Origin of the sequence: Telluria beijingensis (genome assembly GCF_030770395.1) — a bacterium.
Taxonomy (GTDB): domain Bacteria; phylum Pseudomonadota; class Gammaproteobacteria; order Burkholderiales; family Burkholderiaceae_D; genus Telluria; species Telluria beijingensis.
On record NZ_CP132480.1, the window covers coordinates 491,528 to 512,792 of the forward strand.

Sequence of the window (21,265 nt, forward strand, 5' to 3'; positions counted from 1 at the left end):
ATCAGGTCTGGCGGCTCTTGGCCATGGGCGGGTTGTCGGCGAAATAGCGGCGGATGCCATTCGTGATCGCATTGGCCAGCTGGTCCTGGTAGACGTTGTCGTTCAGGCGCGCTTCTTCCTGCGGGTTCGAGATGAAGGCGGTCTCGACCAGGATGGACGGAATGTCGGGCGCCTTCAGCACCGCGAAGCCGGCCTGCTCGACCGAGGCCTTGTGCAGGCGGTTGATGCCGCCGATTTCCTTCAGCACGGCCTTGCCCAGCTTGAGGCTGTCGTTGATCTGGGCCGTGGTCGACAGGTCGAACAGCACGCTGGCCAGGTGCTTGTCGGCCGTGCCGGTCAGGTTGGCGCCGCCGATCAGGTCGGCCTTGTTCTGGTCGTTGGCCAGCCAGCGCGCCGCGCTCGAGCTGGCGCCTTTTTCCGACAGCACGAACACCGACGAGCCGCGCGCCGTCGGCGAAATCCAGGCGTCGGCGTGGATCGAGACGAACAGGTCGGCCTGCACCTTGCGCGCCTTTTGCACGCGGGTGCCCAGCGGCACGAAATAATCGCCGTCGCGGGTCAGCATCACCCGGGTATTCGGCATCTGCTCGAGCTTGGCCTTGAGGCGCTTGGCCACCGCCAGCACGATGTCCTTCTCGCGGCTGCCCTTGGCGCCGATCGCGCCCGGATCCTCGCCGCCATGGCCCGGATCGAGCGCGATGGTGATCATGCGCGCCACTTTCTGGGCCGGCGCCGGGGCGGTCGCCTTGGCCGGCGGCGGCTGCACCGCCACCATGGGCGCCGTGCCCTTCAGGCCCGACATCTCGGCTTCCAGCTTGGCGATCGCATCCGGGCCGGCATTCGGCTGGGTGGGCGGCACGGCCGGCGGCGGCACGGGAATCTGTACCGGAGGCGTGCCGGTGACGGGATTCGGCGCGGCCGGCGCGCCGGCCACCGGCGTGCCGGCGACCGGATCGCCCAGCGCCGGCTGGTCGGCCGCCAGGGTCGTGGTCGGGCCCGGGCTCCAGTCGCCCTGTTCGATCAGGGCCGCGATCGGGTCGACCGGGGTGGCCGGATACAGGTCGAATACCAGGCGGTGCTGGTAGCCGGCCACCGGGGCCAAGGTAAACACCTGGGGCTTGATCTCGGCCTTCAGGTCGAACACCAGGCGCACGACATTGGGCCGGTTCTGGCCGACCCGCACCTGCTTGATGTACGGGTCGTTGGCTTCGATCTTGGCCACCAGGCTCTTGAGCGTGGGGCTCAGCGCGAGGCCGTCGATATCGACAACCAGGCGCGGCGGATCGGGGATCAGGAAGTGTTCGGCCTTGAGGTCGGTATCGTTTTCCAGCGTCACCCGGGTATAGTCGGGAGCGGGCCAGACGCGCACCGCCAGGATTTCCCTGGCGCTGGCGGAGAGCGGGATGACGGACAGCAGCAGCGTGCCGCCGGCCTTGAGCAGGACACGGCGGCGCGAGGACGTTGGTGTCACGCGGGCGGCTGGGGCGGCAGAAGGGGTGCGAGACGATCGAGGCATAGCAGGCCTAATTCGGACAACGCCTGCAATTCTACATCACGGCCGGGCCCGCTAACGTTGAGCAAGACACGCAAGTCGGGCGGCGGCAACACCGGTTCGCCTTTTTCCGGCCACTCGACGATGCACACATTGCGCCCGTCGAAGTCTTCGCGAAAGCCCGCATCCAGGAATTCTTCCGGGCTCGCCATCCGGTACAGGTCGTAGTGGATGACGTTTAACTGCTTGCCGTCAAGCATCACCCGATAGGGTTCCGACAAGGTATACGTCGGGCTTTTCACCGTGCCCGTGTGGCCGGCCGCCTGCAGCAGCGCGCGGGTGAGGGCGGTCTTGCCGGCGCCCAGGTCGCCATGCAGGTAGATCACCAGGCCCGGCTGCAAGGCGCGCGCCAGGGCGGCGCCGAGGGCGGCGGTGGCGGATTCGTCCGGCAGATGGCGCTGCAAATGGGATAGATAGGGCTGCATCGAATAAAATAGCGTGTTGTAGTGCGTGTTTCTTCTGCGAGTTTTCCTGCGGTATGTCCATTTCCCCCAATCCCTCCGCCAACCTGCCCCAGCTTGCGCGCGCCATCAAGGCGTGGGGCAAGGAACTGGGCTTTGCCGACGTGCGCATCGCCGACGTCGACCTGGGCCACCTGGAGGCCGGCCTGCAAGCCTGGCTGGACGCGGGTTACCACGGCGAGATGGATTATATGGCAAGCCATGGCATGAAGCGTGCCCGTCCCGCCGAACTGGTGCCGGGCACGGTGCGCGCTATCGTGGCGCGCATGGACTACCTGCCCGCCACCCGCGATGAAGACTGGCGCGCGCAGGAGCGCCTGCGCCAGCAGGATCCGGATGCCGCCGTGGTCTCGGTCTATGCCCGCGGCCGCGATTATCACAAGGTCTTGCGCAACCGCCTGCAATCGCTGGCCGGAAAAATCCAGGAAGCGATCGGCCCGTTCGGCTTTCGCGTGTTCACCGATTCGGCGCCGGTAATGGAATTGCCGCTGGCCGAAAAGGCCGGCCTCGGCTGGCGCGGCAAGCACACCCTGCTGCTGTCGCGCGCGGCCGGGTCGACCTTTTTTATTGGCGAAATCCTGGTCGACCTGCCGCTGCCGATCGACCCGCCCACCGGCCAGCATTGCGGCCAATGTCAGTCCTGCATCGACCTGTGCCCGACGCAGGCGATCCTGGGGCCGGGTAAGCTCGATGCGCGGCGCTGCATTTCCTACCTGACGATCGAGCTCAAAAGCAGTATTCCGGAAGACATGCGGCCGCTGATCGGCAACCGCATCTACGGTTGCGACGATTGCCAGGTGGCCTGTCCGTGGAACAAGTTCGCACAGCGGGCGGCGGTGCCCGATTTCGATGAGCGCAACAGCCTGGGCGCCGGCGACCTGGTCGGCCTGTTCGCCTGGGACGAAGAAGAATTCAACCGCCGCATGGAAGGTAGCCCGATCCGCCGGATCGGCCACGAGCGCTGGCTGCGCAACCTGGCGGTGGGTTTGGGAAATGCCGCTGAGAAAAAGCGTGGGGATGCGGCCATCGTGGCTGCCTTGCAATCCCGGCGCGACCATCCTTCGGAACTGGTGCGCGAACACGTCGCCTGGGCCCTGGCGCGCCACGCCGCCTGAGCAGTCCTGCCTGCCTTGTCAGACCTCGATGCGCTTCAGGCGCAGTGCCGACCAGTCGCCGTCGATCGAGATCATCGCCACGCCGGTGATGCCGTTTTCCTTGGCATAGGCATTGATGGAATCGCGGTTGATGTCGGTGGCCTTGGAGGCCGTCTGCTTGAGATAGGCAATCCACAGCGAGCCCTTCTCGCCCAGCTTCTGTCTGGCGATTTCCAGGTAATGTTCGAGGTCCTTGCGGTGCATGCAGAACATCAGGATCACGTCGAAGGGGCCGTCGCCTTCCTTGACGATGTCGGCCGGCATCTGGGCCGCCACGGTCGGATTGGCCTGGCCGTTGAGCACCAGCATCGACTTCGCCGTTCGTAAAAACATCTTGTCTGCAACTGTCTTTTCGTTCATTGGAGTTTCCTAAAAGAGAGTTTGCATCGCGGCGCCCGGGGCCGCGGCGCGTTCAAGACTATTTTACAAGGCTTCCTTTTTGCAGTTAGGACGCTTGACGCATAGAAAGTCGACGTCGGCCCTATTTCAGCAGGCCCGCGAGCTCGACCGCGGTTTTTACCTGCATCTTGTCGAAGATATGCGCGCGATGCACCTCGACGGTCCGCATGCTGATGCCCAGTTTATCGGCCACCACCTTGTTCATCATGCCTGCGAGGATCAGGTCGAGCACTTCGCGCTCGCGCGCCGACAGCGTGGCCAGGCGCGCCTGCACGCCGGCCGAGGCGGCCGCCTTGCGCGAGGCGGCCAGGGCTTCCTCGACCCGGTCCATCAACTGGTTGTCGTTGAACGGTTTCTCGAAGAAATCGAAAGCGCCGCGCTTGAGCGAATCGACCGCCATCGGCACGTCGCCGTGGCCGGTGAGAAAAATCACGGGCAGGCGCGGCAGCAGGCCACGCCTGATCAGGTCGTCGAACACGGCGATGCCGTTCATGCCGGGCATGCGCACGTCGAGCAGCACGCAGTCGCCGCTGACATCGAGGTCTTGCAGGGCGTCGAGGAATTCCTGGCCGCCAGCGTAGCCGCGCGCCGGCAGGCAGCGCGATTGCGCCAGCCAGGCGAGCGAATCGCGAATGACTTCTTCGTCGTCGACGATGTGCAGCATGCAGGTCTCCGTAGCGGCGGAATGGTTTCCCGCCTTGTTGTTGTTGGGTTGAACATGGCGCACCGGCGCGCCGCAGACCGAATTCTAGCCCAGCGCCCGGCTTGCCGCTTGGGCGGGCAGCGAAAACGTGAACACGGTGCCGCCGGCCGGGTGCGGCGCATGGCTCAAGGTGCCGCCATGGAACTCGATCGCGGTGCGGCAGATCGACAACCCCATCCCCATGCCCTCGGCCCGGGTCGAGTAGAACGGCGAGAACAGGCGCTCGGCCACTTCGGGCGAGATGCCGTGGCCGCGGTCGATCACCGACACCGCCACCTGGCCGTCGACGTGCTGGGCCTCGATGCGCAGCACGCGCTGGTCCGGCACGGTATCCTGCATGGCCTGGATCGCGTTGCGGGTGAGGTTGAGCAGCACCTGCTCCAGCAGCACGCGGTCGGCCAGCACCGGCGGCAAGCCGGGCGGCAATTGCACGCGCAGGGCGACACCGGCCTGGCGCGCCTGCAATTCGATCAGCGCGTGCACGCTGGCGATCACGCTGCGGATCGTCACCTCTTGCCGCAGCGGTTCGCGCTTCTTGACGAACTCGTGCACGCTGCGGATGATCTGTCCGGCGCGCTGGGCCTGCTGGCGCGCCTGTTCCAGCGCATGGCGCAACATGCCCGGCTTGACTTCTTCGCCCTGGCCGGCGGCGCGTTCGAGCATGTTCAGGGCGCCCACCGTATAGCTCGAAATGGCCGCCAGCGGCTGGTTCAGCTCATGCGCCAGCATCGACGACAGCTCGCCCATGGTGGCCAGGCGCGCGCTGGCCTGCAGTTTTTCTTCCTGCTGGCGGTTGAGTTCTTCCACCCGCTTGCGGTCGGTGATGTCGAGCACCGAGCTCATCCAGCCGGTATGGCGGCCATCGACGTCCACCAGCGGCGCCTCGAACACCAGCACCGGCACCCGGGTGCCGTCCGGCCGCTGGAACACGGTCTCGAATTGCGGCGTGACCTTGCCCGACAGGATGCCCTGGAAGCGCTCCTCATATTCCGCCGTCGCTTCCGGCGCCCAGTAGGCCATCGGCGGCTTCTTGCCGATCAATTCCTCGGGCGGGTGGCCGACGATCTGGCAGAACGCCCGGTTCACATAGGTGACGCGGCCTTCCAGGTCGCGCGCGCGCAGGCCGGTGAGCAGCGAGTTTTCCATGGCCGTGCGAAACGCCATCTGCTGGCGCAGCGCGCTTTCCGCGGCCAGGGTGCGCGAGATGTGGCGCCACAGCGCGGCCAGGCTCATTAACAGGCCCAGGGCCAGCACGATCACCGATCCCACCAGCAGGTTCGGCAGCAGCTGCGGCGCGCGCTTGACGCTGTCGGTGGCCAGCACCAGCTGGGCGCCGGGCAGGTCGAGTTCGCGTCGGTGGGTGTAGACGCCACGGCCCGGACCGCCGGCGGCGCGCCGCGCCACCGTCCGCTCGTCGCGGTCGACGAGGGCCAGGGCATTGTCCTGGGCGAACCACCAGGGCACGGTTTCGTCGAGCAGCACCTGCAGGCTGTAGGTCGCGACCAGGCTGCCCGCGAATTCACCGTTGCGGAACAGGGGCAGGTAGAAGTCGATCAGCCCATGGCTCGACGTGGTCGCGCCATACGGTTCGCTGTAGCGGCCGCGGCGGATCGAGCGCGCCATCTCGCCGGCCAGCGCCGTGGTGTCGGGCAGGCCGGCGGCCGGCAGGTCGGCGCCGTGGCTGGCCTGCAGCGCGCCATCGGCATCGCTCCAGACCACGCGCACCAGTTCCGGACCGTTGACGAACATCTGGCGGAAGCGCGCCTGCAATTTTTCCGGCGGCAGCGGCGCGACCACCAGGTCGGCGCCGAGCGCGGCCAGGGCTTCCTCGCTGCGCGCCAGCTCGAAGCGCAAGGTCTGCTCGACCCACAGCGTGTCCGCGATCAATTGCTCTTGCCGGTCGGTGCTTTCCATCTGGCGCGCCTGCCAGGGCAGCCAGATCAGCACCGCGAGGAACAGCAGCACCAGCAGCATCGGCACCAGCCAGCGCCAGAACCGCCAGGCGCGGGTGCGCGCGCGGGGTTCCGACAGGGGCTGGGCAAACGGAATTTTCATGCAATCGTCCTGGTTTGGTTACACTGTCCAGCTGTCGTGGATGTCCACATGAAAAAGAATTGTATTGTCATGCAGATCAAACCACTGGCCGCCAAGCTGTTCTTCGTCCTGGCGGCGGCCGCGAGTTCCAGTGCCTGGGCACAGGGACCGATCGTCATCAAGTTCAGCCACGTGGTGGCGCCCGATACCCCCAAGGGCCGGGCGGCCGAGCGTTTCAAGGAGTTGGCCGAGCAGATGACGAACGGCCAGGTCAGGGTGGAAGTGTATCCCAACAGCCAGTTGTACAAGGACCGCGAGGAACTGGAGGCGCTGCAACTGGGCGCGGTGCAGATGCTGGCGCCGTCGCTGGCCAAGTTCTCGCCGCTGGGCGTGCGCGAATTCGAAGCCTTCGACCTGCCCTATATTTTCCCGGACAAGGCGGCGCTGTACAAAGTGACCGAAGGCAGGATCGGCCGCGGCCTGCTGCGCAAGCTCGAGGAGAAGGGGATCACCGGGCTGGCATTCTGGGACAACGGCTTCAAGATCATGTCGGCCAACCAACCCTTGACCTCGCCCAAGGATTTCGCGGGATTGCGCATGCGTATCCAGGCGTCCAAGGTACTGGACGCGCAAATGCGCGTGTTGGGCGCCCAGCCGATGACGCTGGCGTTTTCCGAAGCCGCGCCCGCCCTGCGCGACGGGGTGGTGGAGGGTACCGAGAACACGCCGTCGAATATGTACACCCAGCGCATGCACGAGATGCAAACCCATCTCACGGTGTCCAACCACGGCTATCTGGGCTATGCGGTCATCGTCAACAAGAAATTCTGGGATGGCTTGCCGGCCGCGACCCGCAACACCCTGGCGCGCGCGATGCGCGAGGCAACGGTCTACGAGAAAAAAATCGCCCAGCGCGCCAACGACGACGCCATGGAAGCCATCCGGCAGGCCGGCACCACGGTCATCCATACCCTGACGCCGGCCCAGCAGGCCGAATGGCGGCGCGCCATGCAGCCGGTAGTGGGGCAGATGGAGAGCCGGATCGGCAAGGACACCGTGCGCGCGATCCTGCGCGAAGTGGGGCGCTGAACGGCGCCATTCCGTGGCGGCGCGGCGGGACAGGAGATATTTTTCTACCGTATGTCAACAAGTTCGTTTTGCGTATAAGTAAAACAATTTTCCAAATTTGTGGCTGAAAAGATACATTTTCTGCAAGCATCTGCGTTATCATGGGGCCCATACGCACTGTGATGGTGCGCAGCAGTGCCAAGAACAAGCAATAGAAGCGGCATGCAAGGTTTTTGGGGGAGCATTGATAAAAGCACGGTAATCCATACCGGAGACATTCGAGGAGACACCACGTTTCACAGAAGTCGTTGGCAATGACCAAACGACCGTAGACGTGACCCGAATTGGAGCGCACCCGAGGGTGCGCTTTTTTTTCGTCCCGACGGTGCAAGCGCTGGCCGCAATGCCGCCGCCCGGTTAAGATGCCTGGGCAATGTATTGCCGACCGACCCCCATGAAGACCGATCCAGCCAGCCAATTATTCAACGCCATCGTACCCGCCCCCTTCGGTGCGCTGGGCGTGCGCACTGCCGACGAGCGGCTGCGCGAAGTGGTCTACCTGCCGCCGTCGTTCGCCGAAAAAAGCGCGGACAGCGCCATCGCCGAGCGCAGCGCGCAGCAGCTCGCCCGCTACCTGCTCGATCCTGACTTCGCATTCGACCTGCCGCTGGCGGAAGCCGGCACCGACTTCCAGCGCAAGGTGTGGCAGGCGATCGGCGCCATCCCGCGCGGCGCCGTGCGCACCTATGGCCACCTGGCCAAGGAGATCGGCTCGCATCCGCGCGCCGTCGGCCAGGCCTGCGGCGCCAACTGGTTCCCCCTGGTCATTCCCTGCCACCGGGTGACAGCAGCCGGCGGACTGGGCGGCTTTTCGAACCAGAACGACGAAAATGGTTTTCATTTGTCCGTCAAGCGCTGGCTGCTGCGGCACGAAGGCGCCACCGCTTCGCCATGGCAGCAACAGTCGATCTGGCCCTGATCGACGAGTTCTGCGACACGCTCTGGCTGGAACAGGGCCTGGCGAAGAACTCGCTCGACGCCTACCGGCGCGACCTGCGCCTGTTCGCCGGCTGGCTGGCCGCGAAGCGGCCCGGCCGCGGCCTGCTGGCGGTGGCGGCGGACGACCTGGCCGCCTATTTCGCCGACCGCCATCCGGAATCGCGCCCCAGCACGGCCAACCGCCGGCTGTCGGTGTTCAAGCGCTTCTATGGCCTGGCGCTGCGCCGCGGGCAGGTCGCGACCGACCCCTGCCTCAAGCTGGCATCGGCGCGCCAGCCGACCCGCTTCGTGCATACGCTGACCGAGGACCAGGTCGAGGCCTTGCTGAAAGCTCCGGATGTTGCCACGCCGCTGGGTTTGCGCGAGCGCACGATGCTCGAGCTGATGTATGCCAGCGGCTTGCGGGTCTCGGAACTGGTGGCCCTCAAACTGGTCGAAGTGAGCTTGAACGATGGCGTGCTGCGGGTGACGGGCAAGGGCAGCAAGACGCGCCTGGTGCCTTTCGGCGAAGAGGCGCGGCGCTGGCTGGAACGCTACCTCAAGGACGCGCGCGGCATCATCCTGAATGGCCAGGTCGACGACGCCCTGTTCGTCACCGGCCGCGGCGGCCCCATGACGCGCCAGATGTTCTGGATCCTGATCAAGAAACATGCGCAGAAGGCCGGCGTCACGGGGCCGCTGTCGCCGCACACGCTGCGCCACGCCTTCGCCACCCATTTATTGAACCACGGCGCCGATCTGCGCGTGGTGCAATTGCTGTTGGGGCACGCCGATATTTCGACGACCCAGATCTATACCCACGTCGCGCGCGAGCGCCTGAAACGCCTGCACGCCCAGCATCATCCGCGTGGTTAGCCGATAAGTCAGAGCTTCCTTAAGTCGGAATCGGCCCAGTAGTCCATAATGGCTGTGCGGTTGCAGCATCCCTTGGATTAACGATATCGAGGTGACTATGGCACGGAACAATTTTTCGTACGAAAAGCGGCAGCGGGAACTCGAAAAGAAGCGCAAGGCCGAAGAAAAAGCCAAGCGCAAGCTGGAAGCGAAGAACGCACCGGCGGCGGATGGCGAGGCCGGGCAGCCCGATGGCGACGCGGATGACGAAGAAGAGGGCGCCGCGGAAGGCGATGCGCGCTCCGCCGCGGCGCCGTCGAACCTGGCCTGAGGCGGCCAGCCGGCAAAAGGATTGCGCGCGTGCTCCGTCGAAGCGTCGATGGAGCCCCTGGCGCATGATGGAACTATAAGCATCCACGACAGTTTGAGCTATTTGAATGCGACAAACTGTTGGTTGGCCGGTGTGGATGGCGGTATGGCGCGATGAAACGCATGCTGCCAACCGTCGGCTCCGCTTGCGTGCGGGATGATCTTGCTGCCAACCATCACCGCGTGGACGGGGAACTCGTCCACCCTACGCGACATTCGGCAATCACGTCAAATCGCGCTGCCCGAACAAGCGTATCCTGGCCAGCACCTGCCCATGATCCGACGCCTCGGGCAGCGCCAGGTTGAGGTGGTCGTTCAGGTACACCACATCGACCACCTCGCCGATCGCCTGCGGCAGCGCCGGATTGAATTCGGGCGACACCAGGATGTGGTCGATGGTCGAGTGGCGCGTATCGTGCAGGATCGAGAAGCCCACATGGCGCTGGTGGTCGAGGCGTCGCTGCACCTGGCTGGCGTCGTACATGCGCTCGCCCACCGGCGTGCCTTCGCCCAGCACGATCTCGGTGGTGACCGAATCGGCCACGTCATTGAAGTCGCCCAGCACGATGCGCGGGCGGCCGTTGGCATGGGCCATATCGGTCAGCAGCACGCGCAGGGCGGTGGCTTCGGTGCCGCGCCGGATCAACGAGCGCAGGCAGGCCAGCGCATACAGGTGCGGATCGGCGCCGCTGTCGCCCGAGCGGTAATCGGGCCGGCGCGACTTGAGATGGACCACGATCACGTCGATCACCACCCCCGACGCCGCGACCACGCCCGCATGCAGGGGCGCGCGGGTAAACCGGTCAGGGTCGCGGCTGCCGGGCGGCATCGCCACATTACTCGGGAACATGGACAGCTGCGAGCCGGGCTCGGCCAGCGGCAGGCGCGATACCAGGGCCACGCTCGGGGTCAGGCGCGGAGCATGCGGGTCGGGGTCGAAGCCGATGTGGTGGGCATCGCGGTAGCGCCGGCTGCGCCGCAGCACTTCCTTCAGCACGCTTTGCGAGAAAATCTCCTGGAAGCCGATCACATCGGCATTGATCAGGTCGAGCTGGTGCGCGGTCCAGTCCAGCTTGGCCTCGTACTCCGCAGCCGTGGTGGGCGCGAGATTGTCGTACAGGCGGGCGCCGGGCGGGGCCAGGTTGAAAGTGTTGAAGGTGGCAAACCGAAGTTCTTCCTGCATAATAGAAACCCCTATTGTTCGTCTTTAGCGTAACACGCATGGCCAAGAAAGAGCACGTCTCCGAGACACCCGCCACCCAATTCCTGCGCAAGCATGCCGTCGCTTTTTCCGAGCATCCTTATGAGTACGAAGAGCATGGCGGCACGGCAGTGTCCTCCAGCGCGCTCGGCGTGTCCGAACACGATGTGGTCAAGACCCTGGTGATGCAGGACGAGGCGGCCAAGCCGCTCATCGTGCTGATGCATGGAGACTGCAAGGTATCCACCAAGAACCTGGCGCGCGCCATCCCCTGCAAGTCGGTGGAACCCTGCAAGCCGGATGTGGCCCAGCGCCATTCGGGATACCTGGTCGGCGGCACGTCTCCCTTCGGCATCCGCAAGGCAATGCCGGTCTATGTTGAAGAGAGCATCCTGGCGCTCGACAAGATCTACATCAACGGCGGCCGCCGCGGCTACCTGGTCGGCATCGATCCGAAGGTGCTGGTGGAGGTGCTGAAGGCGCGTCCGGTGCAGTGCGCCCTGGCCGAGTAGCTTTCGCCATCGCCGGCCGATGGTGTATATTCACGACCGCTTTCCGGTAATGACAGAGGCCGGAGCCTACCCGAGAGACTAGATGAACACCCTGATTGCCACCATCGCTGCCTACCTGATCGGCTCGATTTCCTTCGCGGTCGTGATGAGCCGCGCCTTCGGCCTGTCCGACCCGCGCACCTATGGCTCCAAGAACCCCGGCGCCACCAATGTGCTGCGCAGCGGCAGCAAGAAGGCGGCGATCGCCACCCTGGTCGGCGACGCCGCCAAGGGTTGGCTGGCGGTGTGGCTGGCGGTGCAGTTCGGTCCCGACTACGGCCTGGACGACACGGGCATCGCTCTGGTCGCGATCGCCGTCTTCATCGGCCACCTGTGGCCTGTGTTCTTCCGCTTCGTGGGCGGCAAGGGCGTGGCCACGGCGCTCGGCGTGCTGCTCGGCATCAATCCCTGGCTCGGCCTGGCGACCCTGGCGACCTGGCTGATCATCGCCTATGCCTTTCGTTATTCTTCGCTGGCGGCGCTGGTTGCCTCGATCTTCGCGCCGTTCTATTACGGCCTGCTGTTCGGCGTCGATGCGATCCTGTTCGCCGTGTTCGTGATGAGCGCGCTGCTGCTGTGGCGTCACAGCAGCAATATCGGCAACCTGATCGCCGGCAAGGAATCGAAGATCGGCAGCAAGTCGGCCGGGGCCAAGAAGGCAAAGTAGACTGGCGCGCACCCGATTTCCGTCCAGGCGTTACCATAGCGCCAAATAGCGGCACATCCGTGCCGCGCCGGACAGAAAGGTGGTGCGCCGTGAGCAAGCAACTCAGGATCGATTTTGTGTCGGACGTCTCGTGCCCATGGTGCGCGATCGGCCTGAAATCGCTGGAACAGGCCCTGTTGAAGGTCGGCGACGAAGTGCGCGTCGACCTGCATTTCCAGCCCTTCGAACTGAACCCCGACATGGGCCCGGACGGCCAGGACATCGTCGAGCACGTGACCCAGAAATATGGCGCCACGGCCGAGCAGCAGGCGGCCAGCCGCGAGACGATCCGCGAGCGCGGCGCCGCGGTCGGCTTCACCTTCGACATGGAGCGGCGCGGCCGCATCTATAACACCTTCGACGCCCATCGCCTGCTGGCCTGGGCCGAAGACGAAGGCATGCAGCGCCAACTGAAGACCGCGCTGCTGGAAGCCTATTTCACCCGCTGCGAAGACCCGAGCAACCACGACGTGCTGCTGCGCACGGCCGAGAGCGTCGGCCTGGACCGCGAGCGAGCAAGCATCATCCTGGGTTCCAATGAATATGCCGACGACGTGCGCACGCGCGAGCAGTTCTTCCAGCGCGCCGGCGTCAAGTCGGTGCCGGCGATTATCATCAACCAGCGCCACCTGATCTCCGGCGGCCAGCCGCCGGAAGTGTTCGAACGCGCGCTGCGCGAGATTCCGGGGCTCGAACCGGAAACCGCCGCCTAGTTCAGTTCCAGCACCACCGGCTGGTGGTCCGAGGCGGCCGTCTCGGACTGCACATCGAGCGCCGTCAAGCGCGGCGCCAGGTCGTCGGTGACGAAGAAATAGTCATAGCACTCGGGCCGCTCCGGCCACGGAAAGCCGTGCAGCCCGGTGGTCGGCGCGCGCGCCATGTCGCCATGCACCACGCGCCAGGCATCGACCAGCGGCAGCGCGCCGGGTTCCGGCGCTGCCAATAGCGCCTGGTAATCCGGCGCCTCCGGCGCAAAATTGAAATCGCCGCACAGGATCGCCGAGCCGGGCCGGAAACCCAGCTGGAACGGCGCATCGAGGTTCGGATCGGGCTGGAACAGGCGCGAGCGGGCGCAGGCTTCGGCGTGCAGTGCACGGATACGTTCGACCTGGGCCATGCGCTGCGGCGGCGAATAATATTCCAGATGGGTGGTCAGCAGGCGCAGCTTGCCGGCCGGCGCATCGATCACGGTTTCCAGCAGGCCGCGCGGCATGCCGGCGGGGTGCTCCGGATCGGCTGGCCAGGGCAGCAGGTGGCGGTGCACTTGCGAGATGCGGTACTTGGAGAGAATCAGGTTGCCGAACAGGCGCGGGACATTGTTCTTGTAGATTTCACTGGGGGCGTGCTCCATCGCATGGTAGCCGCCGAATGCGCCGCTGAGCTGCTTGAACTGGTTGGCGCTGGCGCTGCCCTCGAGCTCGGGGTGGTTGGCGGCCACCTCCTGCAGGCAGATCACATCGGGATTGAGCCGGCGCAGCACGTCGATGATCGCATGGATGCGAATCCGACCGTCCTTGCCACAACCCCAATGAATGTTCCAGCTTACTACGCGCATTGTTCACCTCCGTAAATCTTGATCGACGGATATTGCCACCGTTTGGCGACAGACGGTCACACCGTAGGATCGATGTCAGGCTGGCAAGTTCAATGGCGAATTCAGGCGCTTTCCCTGTTTGTCAGGCAGCTTCCAACTCATCCAGCGGCCAGCGCGGACGCACGGTGAACGCATAGTCGCGCTGGGCCAGGGCCGGATTGCGCTCGAGGCGCATGGCGCCAGCGAAGGCGATCATGGCGCCGTTGTCGGTGCAGAATTCCAGCTCTGGGTAATACACCTTGAACTTGCGCTTGGCGGCGGCCGCGTTGAGGGATTCACGCAATTGCTTGTTGGCGCCGACGCCGCCCGCGATCACGAGACGCTTCAGTCCCGTGTGCTTCATTGCATTAACGCACTTGGCGGTGAGGACGTCGACAATCGCATCGACGAAACCGCGCGCGATATTCGCTTTATCTTGCTCGCAGATATTGGCGATGACTTTTTCTTCGTGGTTCTTGACCACGGTGAGAACGGCTGTCTTGAGGCCCGAGAAGCTGAAATTGAAATCCTTGCTGTGCAACATTGGGCGCGGCAGGGTATAGGCGTTCGGATCGCCGAACTCCGCCAGGCGCGAGATCGCCGGCCCGCCCGGATAGCCCAGGCCCAGCAGCTTGGCCGACTTGTCGAAAGCTTCGCCGGCCGCGTCATCCACGGTCTCGCCCAGCAGCGTATAGCTGCCGACGCCGTCGACCCGCATCAGCTGGGTATGGCCGCCCGATACCAGCAGGGCGATGAAGGGAAATTCCGGCCGCTCCGAGGCAAGCAGGGGCGACAGCAAATGGCCTTCGAGGTGGTGCACGCCGAGCACGGGTTTATCCAGGGCAAGCGCCAGGCTGCAGGCGACCGAGGACCCGACCAGCAGCGCGCCAGCCAGGCCCGGGCCCTGCGTGTAGGCGATGGCATCGATGGTCGACGCGGGAATGTCGGCCCGCTTCAGGACTTCGTCCAGCAGCGGAATGGCGCGCCGGATATGGTCGCGCGAAGCGAGTTCCGGCACCACGCCGCCATACTCCTCGTGCATGGCGACCTGCGAGTGCAGGGCGTGGGACAGCAGGCCGCGCTCGGTGTCATACAGAGCAAAGCCGGTTTCATCGCAGGAGGATTCGACGCCGAGAACGATCATGGAAGAAGCAGTGTGAATTGGGCAGAACCGTCGATTTTACCGTACGGTTCATTTGAATTCACGGACGCTGCAATAACTCCTTGTGCGCTTCGCGCAACATGGTCTCGGTCTCTTCCCAGCCGATGCAGCCATCGGTCACCGAGCAGCCATACTTCAATTGCGTCAAATCGGCGGGAATCGCCTGGCTGCCGCTGACGATATTCGACTCGATCATCACGCCCACCAGCGATTTATTGCCATGGCGAATTTGCTGGATCACATCCGACATCACCAGCGGCTGCAGTTCCGGCTTCTTGTAGCTGTTCGCATGCGAGCAGTCGACCACCAGGTTGGCCGGCAATTTTGCCTTGGTCAGCGCCTGCTCGGCAATGGCCACCGACACCGAATCGTAGTTCGGCCGGCCGCCGCCGCCGCGCAGCACCACGTGGCCATAGGCATTGCCGCTGGTGCGCACGATCGAGACCGAGCCCTGGCCATTGATGCCCAGGAAGGCATGCGGATTGGCCGACGACAGCACGGCATTGATCGCAATACTCACGTCGCCGTCGGTGCCGTTCTTGAAGCCGACCGGGGTCGACAGGCCGGACGACATCTCGCGGTGGGTCTGCGATTCGGTGGTGCGCGCGCCGATGGCGGTCCAGGCGATCAGGTCGCCCAGGTATTGCGGAGAGATCGGGTCCAGCGCCTCGGTCGCGGTCGGCAAGCCCAGCTCGCAGACGTCGAGCAGGAAGCGGCGCGCGCGCTCCATGCCGACGTCGACGCGGAACGAGTCGTCCATGAACGGATCGTTGATATATCCCTTCCAGCCGGTCGTGGTGCGCGGCTTCTCGAAATACACGCGCATCACGAGCACCATCGTCTCGCTCACTTCTTCCTGCAGCGCCTTGAGGCGGCGCGCATAGTCGAGGCCGGCTTCCGGATCGTGGATCGAGCAGGGGCCGACGACGACGAACAGGCGCTTGTCCTGGCGGTCGAGGATATTGCGCAGCGTCTCGCGGCCATCCATCACGGTCGCATAGGCGCGCTCGCTCAGCGGCAGGGCCGCATGCAGTTCGACCGGCGTGGGCATGCGGGCGAACGAGCTGACATTGGTATTTTCGATTTGGGGCGTACTGGTCATGATACGGTCTGGTTCTTCTAGGGGATTGACCAGTGTAGACGGAAATTGCTGCACGCGCACATCCGATGCCCTAAAAACCATGATCCTCCCGGCGCGACGTGCTGCAGGCGCAGCGCGTTCCCGTGTATCCTTTTAGCCATGACTACCGACACGAACGAGATCGAACGCTTTATTGCCGTCCCCTTCATCAAGGAAATCGGCCGCGGCGTCAAAGGTGCGCGCAGCATGTCGCGCGAGGACGCGCGCGCTCTATACGCCGCCATGCTGGAAGACCGGGTTTCGGATATCGAGCTGGGCGCCATCCTGCTCGCCATGCGCATCAAGGGCGAATCCGTGGAAGAGCTCAGCGGCTTCATGGATGCCGCGGCCGCCTCGTTCGCGCCGCTGCCCACGCCGCGCGGCGAATTCGCCCCGGTTTTGATCCCGACCTATAACGGCGCGCGCAAGCTGGCCAACCTGACGCCGCTCCTGGCCCTGCTGCTGGCGCGCGAGGGCGTGCCGGTCCTGGTGCACGGTGTGCGCAAGGACCCCGGCCGCGTCACCACCGCCGAGATCCTGCACGAACTCGGCCTGGCCGAAGCCGCCACCACGGCCGAGATGCAGAACGAGTTCGCCCACCTGCGTCCGGCCTTCATGCCGATCGAGCACCTGGCCCCGCAGTTGGCCCATATGCTGTCGCTGCGGCGGGTACTGGGAGTGCGCAATTCCACGCATACGCTGGTCAAGATCCTGCAGCCCTTCGACGGCCCGGCGCTGCGCCTGGTGTCCTACACCCATCCCGAGTACCTGGAAACGCTGGGCAGTTTCTTCGAGGGCGTCGACAGCGAGACCCAGGGCGATGCCTTCCTGATGCGCGGCACCGAGGGCGAGACCGTGGCCCATCCGCACCGCGCCCAGCGCATCGACTGGTTCCATGCCGGCCAGCGCGCCTTGCTGGTCGAGCGCGATGCGCCGACCGATGCGTTGTCCGAGGTGCCCGATGGCCGCGATGCGGCCACCACGGCCGCCTGGATCGGCGCCGCGCTGCGCGGCGAGGTGCCGGTGCCGGCCTCGATCGCGACCCAGGTCGCCTATTGCGTGGAAGTGTCGCGCAAGATCCGCGCGCGCAGCGAAACCGCCGTATAAGCTGACCCAGGCCTGCCGCTGCCTATACAATGGCGGGTTCGATTGACGGCAGGAAGCAGCGGGAATGGCAAAACACTACGATGTAGCGGTGATCGGCGCGGGCGCGGCCGGGATGATGTGCGCGGCCGTGGCCGCCCAGCAGGGCAAGCACGTGGTGCTGGTCGACCATGCGGGCAAGCTGGCCGAGAAGATCCGTATCTCGGGCGGCGGCCGCTGCAATTTCACCAATATCAATGCCGGCCCGAATAACTACCTGTCGCAGAATCCGCACTTCTGCAAGAGCGCGCTGTCGCGCTACACGGCCCAGGATTTCCTGGCGCTGGTAAAGAAATACCGCATCGGCCACCATGAAAAGCACAAGGGCCAGCTGTTCTGCAACGACTCGGCCGAGCAGATCATCGCGATGCTGCGCGCCGAATGCGATGCTGGCGGCGTCGAGTGGCGCATGCCGTGCAAGGTGGCGGGCGTGGAGAAAATGGAAAGCGGTTTTTCCATAGACACGGATGGCGGTGAATTGCTGGTCGACAGCGTCGTGGTCGCCACTGGCGGGCTGTCGATCCCGAAGATCGGCGCGACCGACTTCGGCTACCGCATCGCGAAGCAGTTCGACCTGAAGCTGGTCGAGACCCGTCCCGGCCTGGTGCCGCTGACCTTCGACGGCCCCAGCTGGGAACCCTTCGTGCCGCTGGCCGGCATCGCGCTCGAGGTCGAAGTCAGTACCGGCAGCGGCAAAGGAAAGGGCGCCTTGCGCGGCCATTTCCGCGAAGATCTGTTATTTACTCACCGCGGCCTGTCGGGTCCGGCGATCCTGCAGATTTCGAGCTACTGGCAGCCGGGCACGCCGATCGTGCTCGACTTGCTGCCGGAGATGGATGTAGCAGACACCCTGATCGGCATGAAGAAGACCGAGAAAAAGCAGCTGGGCAATGTGCTGGCCCAATGGCTGCCGGCGCGCCTGGCCGATGGCTTGCTGGCAGCCACTGGCTTCGACCCGGCCGCGCGCCTGCCGGACATGGCCGATGCCAGATTGCGCAAGCTGGGTGACGCCATCAACCGCTGGGCCATCGTGCCGACCGGCTCGGAAGGGTATCGCAAGGCCGAGGTGACCCTCGGCGGCGTCGATACCAGGGAATTGTCGCAGCAGACCATGATGGCCAATAAGGTGCCTGGCCTGTACTTTATTGGCGAGACGGTGGACGTCACCGGCTGGCTTGGCGGCTACAATTTCCAGTGGGCCTGGGCCTCGGGCGTGGCAGCCGGACTGGCGCTGGCGGCGGGCTGACATGGCCGTTGTGTCAATTGCGGCACACGGTGATTAACGCTTCCAATGACGCGAAAATGGTGCTAGAATTTCGTTCTTCTCTAAATCCAACGGTTCAATTTTTACATGACCACTATCCGCCTTAAAGAAAACGAGCCGTTCGAAGTCGCAATGCGTCGCTTCAAACGCACCATCGAAAAAACCGGTCTGCTGACTGAACTGCGCGCACGCGAGTTCTACGAAAAGCCAACCGCAGAGCGCAAGCGCAAGCTGGCAGCTGCCGTGAAGCGTCACTACAAGCGCATCCGCAGCCAGCAACTGCCGAAGAAACTGTACTAATCAGACAGTTCAGCCGGCCAAGACCCGGTGACGGCCATGCCTGTCCCGGAGAGTCGCTGATGTCCGCAAACCCGCTTCGGTGTCGCCGCAGCGGGTTTTGTCATTTGTACCCGATACCAATCTGAATACGGAGATTCCATGAGCTTGAAAGAACAACTGACCGAAGACATGAAGGCCGCAATGCGCGCCAAGGAAAGCGGCCGCCTGGCCGCTGTGCGCCTGATCATCGCCGAAGTCAAGCGCAAGGAACTCGACGAGCAGACCGAGCTGAACGATACCCAGGTGCTGGCCGTCATCGAAAAGATGATCAAGCAGCGCAAGGATTCGATCACCCAGTTCGAAGCCGGCGGTCGCGCCGACCTGGCCGACATCGAGAAGGCCGAGATGGCGATCCTGTCGACTTATATGCCTGCCGGCCTGTCTGACGAAGAAATCGCCGCCGAAGTCGCGGCTGCCGTGGCCGCCACCGGCGCCAGCGGTCCGCAAGACATGGGCAAGCTGATGGGTGTGCTCAAGCCGAAGCTGGCCGGGCGTGCCGATATGACGGTCGTGTCGAATCTGGTCAAGAAGGCCCTGGCTGGCGCGTAAGCGGTAAGTTATTGAGGTCGTCAGCTTGAGACCGTCATTCCCGCGAAGGCGGGAATCCAAGCCCGCCGCGTGCCACCAAGATTGGTGCTGATGGCAATGCATGCAAACTTGGGTCCCCGCCTTCGCGGGGGACGACGGGAGGCTGATGGCCAGATACCCAGTACTACCGACGCGCCTGCGCTACACCCCGGCTGCGATTGAAGTTCTCAACTTGTCGCACATCAATTTGCAGCAAGCGCTGCGGTATAGTCTGACTCTAGACAAACACTGTGTAACGCCAAGTGATTCCGCAAACTTTCATCACAGATTTACTTAACCGTGTCGACATCGTCGATATCGTCGGCCGCTACGTCCAGCTGAAAAAGGGCGGGGCCAACTTCATGGGCCTGTGCCCATTCCACAACGAAAAATCCCCCAGCTTCACGGTCAGCCCGACCAAGCAGTTCTATCACTGCTTCGGCTGCGGCGCCCACGGCACCGCGATCGGCTTCCTGATCGAATACTCGGGCATGGGCTTCGTCGACGCCGTGAAGGACCTGGCCCAGAACGTGGGCATGATCGTGCCGGACGCCGACGACCGCATCCCGCCAGCCCAGCGCGCCGCCCAACAGGCCCAGGCACTGGCCCTGACCGATGCGCTGACCCAGGCCTGCAATTTTTATCGCGCGCAACTGCGAGAAGCGCCGAACGCCATCGCTTACCTCAAGAACCGGGGGCTGACCGGCGAAGTGGCCGCTCGCTTCGGCATGGGCTACGCGCCGTCCGGCTGGGACAGCCTGCGCGCGATCTTCCCGGACTACGATGCCCATGTGCTGGTGGAATCCGGCCTGGTGATCGACAAGGTCGACGAGCAGGGCAACCACCAGCGCCGCTACGACCGCTTCCGCGAACGCGTGATGTTCCCGATCCGCAATACCAAAGGCCAGGTGATCGGTTTCGGCGGCCGCGTGCTCGACGGTGGCGAACCGAAATACCTGAACTCGCCCGAAACGCCGCTGTTCCAGAAAGGCCTGGAACTGTACGGCCTGTTCGAGGCGCGCCAGGCGATCCGCGATGCCGGCTATGTGCTGGTGACCGAAGGGTATATGGACGTGGTCGCGCTGGCCCAGCTCGGCTTCCCGCAAGCGGTCGCCACCCTCGGCACCGCCTGCACCACGACCCACGTGCAAAAGCTGCTGCGCCAGACCGACGACGTGATCTTCAGTTTCGACGGCGACCGTGCTGGCCGCAAGGCGGCGCGCCGCGCACTGGAGGCCTGCCTGCCCCAGGTGACCGACGACAAGACGATCAAGTTCCTGTTCTTGCCGCAAGAACACGACCCGGACAGCTTCGTGCGTGAACGCGGCGCCGAAGCATTCGAGCAAGAGATCGCAGACGCCATGCCGCTGTCGCAATTCCTGCTGCGCGAAGTGACGCAGGAACATGACCTCGACACGCCGGAAGGCCGTGCCCACGCCCAGTTCGAGGCCAAGCCGCTGCTGCAGGCGATGACGCCGTCGAGCCTGCGCCTGCAGATCGTGCGTGGCCTGGCCAGCATGACCCAATCGACCCCGGCGGAGATCGAAAGCCTGTTCGAGTTGTCCAAGCCGGTAGCCACCGCGCGCCGCGCGCCGCCACGCCAGGGTCGGCCGGAGCCAGTAGGGCTCGAACTGAAGATGCTGCGCATCCTGGTTGCGCACCCGCACCTGGCGCTGCTGCTCGACGAGACGGCATTGACGGCCTTCGATTATTTTGGCGAAGAAGGCGCTGACCGCCTGCGCCACCTGATCGAGACCGCGCAGGCGCTGGGCGAGCATGGCACGTTCGCGGCCCTGTCCCAGCAGCTCAGGGAGGTGACGACCGAATATGACGGGATGATCGCCGAAATCGCAGCAGAGCCCGAAAATGAAGTCGATGGAGACCGCATTGTTCTGTTAAGTTCCGTGAGGCAGATCAAAATGGATTCGTTAAAACAAGAGCTTAACCAGTTGTTTTCTTCAGGTTTGACCCCAGATCAGGTGAGTGCTCGCTACCGCGAGATTGTCGCTCAGCAAGACCTCCTGGCCCGCGAGGCCGCTGCCGAGATGGCACCCCGATGAACACTT

Annotated in this window: 22 protein-coding genes; 13 read left to right on the forward strand and 9 right to left on the reverse strand. The window is 64.5% G+C overall.

The window, feature by feature from the left end:
- Position 1: 1 nt before the first annotated feature.
- Together Q9246_RS02210 and tsaE are read right to left on the reverse strand one after the other, a co-directional pair.
- Positions 2-1,516: an N-acetylmuramoyl-L-alanine amidase gene (locus Q9246_RS02210; RefSeq protein ID WP_422802349.1), complete on the reverse strand. Its 1,515-nt coding sequence runs from the start codon at positions 1,514-1,516 to the stop codon at positions 2-4.
- Positions 1,468-1,977, reverse strand: coding sequence for a tRNA (adenosine(37)-N6)-threonylcarbamoyltransferase complex ATPase subunit type 1 TsaE (tsaE, locus tag Q9246_RS02215; RefSeq protein ID WP_306395103.1), 510 nt, complete (start codon positions 1,975-1,977; stop codon positions 1,468-1,470). The genes Q9246_RS02210 and tsaE overlap by 49 nt, the downstream gene beginning before the upstream one ends.
- Before the next feature lie 53 nt (positions 1,978-2,030).
- Here tsaE and queG point away from each other — a divergent pair, with 53 nt between their 5' ends.
- Positions 2,031-3,128 carry a tRNA epoxyqueuosine(34) reductase QueG gene (gene queG, locus Q9246_RS02220; RefSeq protein WP_306395105.1) on the forward strand — a complete coding sequence of 366 codons (1,098 nt, stop codon included), beginning with the start codon at positions 2,031-2,033 and terminating at the stop codon, positions 3,126-3,128.
- A gap of 18 nt (positions 3,129-3,146) precedes the next feature.
- On the opposite strand, the gene Q9246_RS02225 is transcribed toward queG, so the two are convergent.
- The 3 genes from Q9246_RS02225 to Q9246_RS02235 all read right to left on the reverse strand — a co-directional run bounded on the left by Q9246_RS02225 (position 3,147) and on the right by Q9246_RS02235 (position 6,324).
- A complete protein-coding gene (locus Q9246_RS02225; RefSeq protein WP_306395106.1) occupies positions 3,147-3,527 on the reverse strand; it encodes a DUF3052 family protein in 381 nt (126 codons plus the stop codon).
- A 121-nt stretch (positions 3,528-3,648) separates the two neighbouring features.
- Positions 3,649-4,230 (reverse strand): response regulator transcription factor, encoded by a 582-nt coding sequence (locus tag Q9246_RS02230; protein WP_306395107.1) that lies wholly within the window; start codon positions 4,228-4,230, stop codon positions 3,649-3,651.
- An 84-nt stretch (positions 4,231-4,314) separates the two neighbouring features.
- Entirely contained in the window at positions 4,315-6,324 is a 2,010-nt protein-coding gene (locus Q9246_RS02235) for a PAS domain S-box protein (RefSeq protein ID WP_306395108.1), read from the reverse strand.
- A 69-nt stretch (positions 6,325-6,393) separates the two neighbouring features.
- Here Q9246_RS02235 and Q9246_RS02240 point away from each other — a divergent pair, with 69 nt between their 5' ends.
- The 4 genes from Q9246_RS02240 (at position 6,394) to Q9246_RS02255 (ending at position 9,535) form a co-directional block, all read left to right on the forward strand.
- Positions 6,394-7,392, forward strand: coding sequence for a TRAP transporter substrate-binding protein (locus Q9246_RS02240; RefSeq protein ID WP_306395110.1), 999 nt, complete (start codon positions 6,394-6,396; stop codon positions 7,390-7,392).
- 433 nt (positions 7,393-7,825) lie between these two features.
- On the forward strand, positions 7,826-8,350 hold the full coding sequence (locus Q9246_RS02245) for a methylated-DNA--[protein]-cysteine S-methyltransferase (protein ID WP_306395111.1): 525 nt from the start codon (positions 7,826-7,828) through the stop codon (positions 8,348-8,350).
- Positions 8,323-9,225 (forward strand): site-specific tyrosine recombinase XerD, encoded by a 903-nt coding sequence (gene xerD, locus Q9246_RS02250; RefSeq protein ID WP_306395113.1) that lies wholly within the window; start codon positions 8,323-8,325, stop codon positions 9,223-9,225. The genes Q9246_RS02245 and xerD overlap by 28 nt, the downstream gene beginning before the upstream one ends.
- 97 nt (positions 9,226-9,322) lie before the next feature.
- The gene (locus tag Q9246_RS02255; protein WP_306395114.1) at positions 9,323-9,535 is read left to right on the forward strand and encodes a hypothetical protein; all 213 of its coding nucleotides are present in this window, start codon (positions 9,323-9,325) and stop codon (positions 9,533-9,535) included.
- Between the two features lie 261 nt (positions 9,536-9,796).
- Here the strand turns inward: Q9246_RS02255 and Q9246_RS02260 are convergent, their stop codons facing one another.
- The gene (locus tag Q9246_RS02260; protein ID WP_306395117.1) at positions 9,797-10,756 is read right to left on the reverse strand and encodes an endonuclease/exonuclease/phosphatase family protein; all 960 of its coding nucleotides are present in this window, start codon (positions 10,754-10,756) and stop codon (positions 9,797-9,799) included.
- A gap of 38 nt (positions 10,757-10,794) precedes the next feature.
- Between Q9246_RS02260 and ybaK the strand changes: the two genes are divergently transcribed.
- The 3 genes from ybaK (at position 10,795) to Q9246_RS02275 (ending at position 12,744) form a co-directional block, all read left to right on the forward strand.
- Positions 10,795-11,286, forward strand: coding sequence for a Cys-tRNA(Pro) deacylase (ybaK, locus tag Q9246_RS02265; protein WP_306395118.1), 492 nt, complete (start codon positions 10,795-10,797; stop codon positions 11,284-11,286).
- An 82-nt stretch (positions 11,287-11,368) separates the two neighbouring features.
- Positions 11,369-11,992, forward strand: a complete 624-nt coding sequence (gene plsY / locus Q9246_RS02270) for a glycerol-3-phosphate 1-O-acyltransferase PlsY (protein ID WP_306395120.1) — start codon at positions 11,369-11,371, stop codon at positions 11,990-11,992.
- Between the two features lie 89 nt (positions 11,993-12,081).
- Positions 12,082-12,744, forward strand: a complete 663-nt coding sequence (locus tag Q9246_RS02275) for a DsbA family oxidoreductase (RefSeq protein ID WP_306395121.1) — start codon at positions 12,082-12,084, stop codon at positions 12,742-12,744.
- Here Q9246_RS02275 and Q9246_RS02280 read toward each other — a convergent pair.
- The 3 genes from Q9246_RS02280 to Q9246_RS02290 form a co-directional block, all read right to left on the reverse strand.
- Positions 12,741-13,586 carry an endonuclease/exonuclease/phosphatase family protein gene (locus Q9246_RS02280; RefSeq protein ID WP_306395122.1) on the reverse strand — a complete coding sequence of 282 codons (846 nt, stop codon included), beginning with the start codon at positions 13,584-13,586 and terminating at the stop codon, positions 12,741-12,743. The two genes, Q9246_RS02275 and Q9246_RS02280, sit on opposite strands and share 4 nt — an antisense overlap.
- 121 nt (positions 13,587-13,707) lie before the next feature.
- On the reverse strand, positions 13,708-14,748 hold the full coding sequence (gene tsaD / locus Q9246_RS02285; RefSeq protein WP_306395124.1) for a tRNA (adenosine(37)-N6)-threonylcarbamoyltransferase complex transferase subunit TsaD: 1,041 nt from the start codon (positions 14,746-14,748) through the stop codon (positions 13,708-13,710).
- A gap of 58 nt (positions 14,749-14,806) precedes the next feature.
- Complete coding sequence (locus Q9246_RS02290; RefSeq protein WP_306395126.1) at positions 14,807-15,868, reverse strand: 3-deoxy-7-phosphoheptulonate synthase; 1,062 nt, start codon at positions 15,866-15,868, stop codon at positions 14,807-14,809.
- 138 nt (positions 15,869-16,006) lie between these two features.
- Here Q9246_RS02290 and ybiB point away from each other — a divergent pair, with 138 nt between their 5' ends.
- From ybiB to dnaG, 5 genes are all read left to right on the forward strand, one after another.
- The gene (gene ybiB, locus Q9246_RS02295) at positions 16,007-16,993 is read left to right on the forward strand and encodes a DNA-binding protein YbiB (RefSeq protein WP_306395127.1); all 987 of its coding nucleotides are present in this window, start codon (positions 16,007-16,009) and stop codon (positions 16,991-16,993) included.
- A 64-nt stretch (positions 16,994-17,057) separates the two neighbouring features.
- Positions 17,058-18,275 (forward strand): BaiN/RdsA family NAD(P)/FAD-dependent oxidoreductase, encoded by a 1,218-nt coding sequence (locus Q9246_RS02300; RefSeq protein WP_306395128.1) that lies wholly within the window; start codon positions 17,058-17,060, stop codon positions 18,273-18,275.
- A 105-nt stretch (positions 18,276-18,380) separates the two neighbouring features.
- Positions 18,381-18,593 (forward strand): 30S ribosomal protein S21, encoded by a 213-nt coding sequence (gene rpsU / locus Q9246_RS02305; RefSeq protein ID WP_005665410.1) that lies wholly within the window; start codon positions 18,381-18,383, stop codon positions 18,591-18,593.
- 138 nt (positions 18,594-18,731) lie between these two features.
- Complete coding sequence (locus tag Q9246_RS02310) at positions 18,732-19,181, forward strand: GatB/YqeY domain-containing protein (protein ID WP_306395165.1); 450 nt, start codon at positions 18,732-18,734, stop codon at positions 19,179-19,181.
- A gap of 281 nt (positions 19,182-19,462) precedes the next feature.
- Complete coding sequence (dnaG, locus tag Q9246_RS02315; protein ID WP_306395166.1) at positions 19,463-21,259, forward strand: DNA primase; 1,797 nt, start codon at positions 19,463-19,465, stop codon at positions 21,257-21,259.
- Positions 21,260-21,265 lie beyond the last annotated feature (6 nt).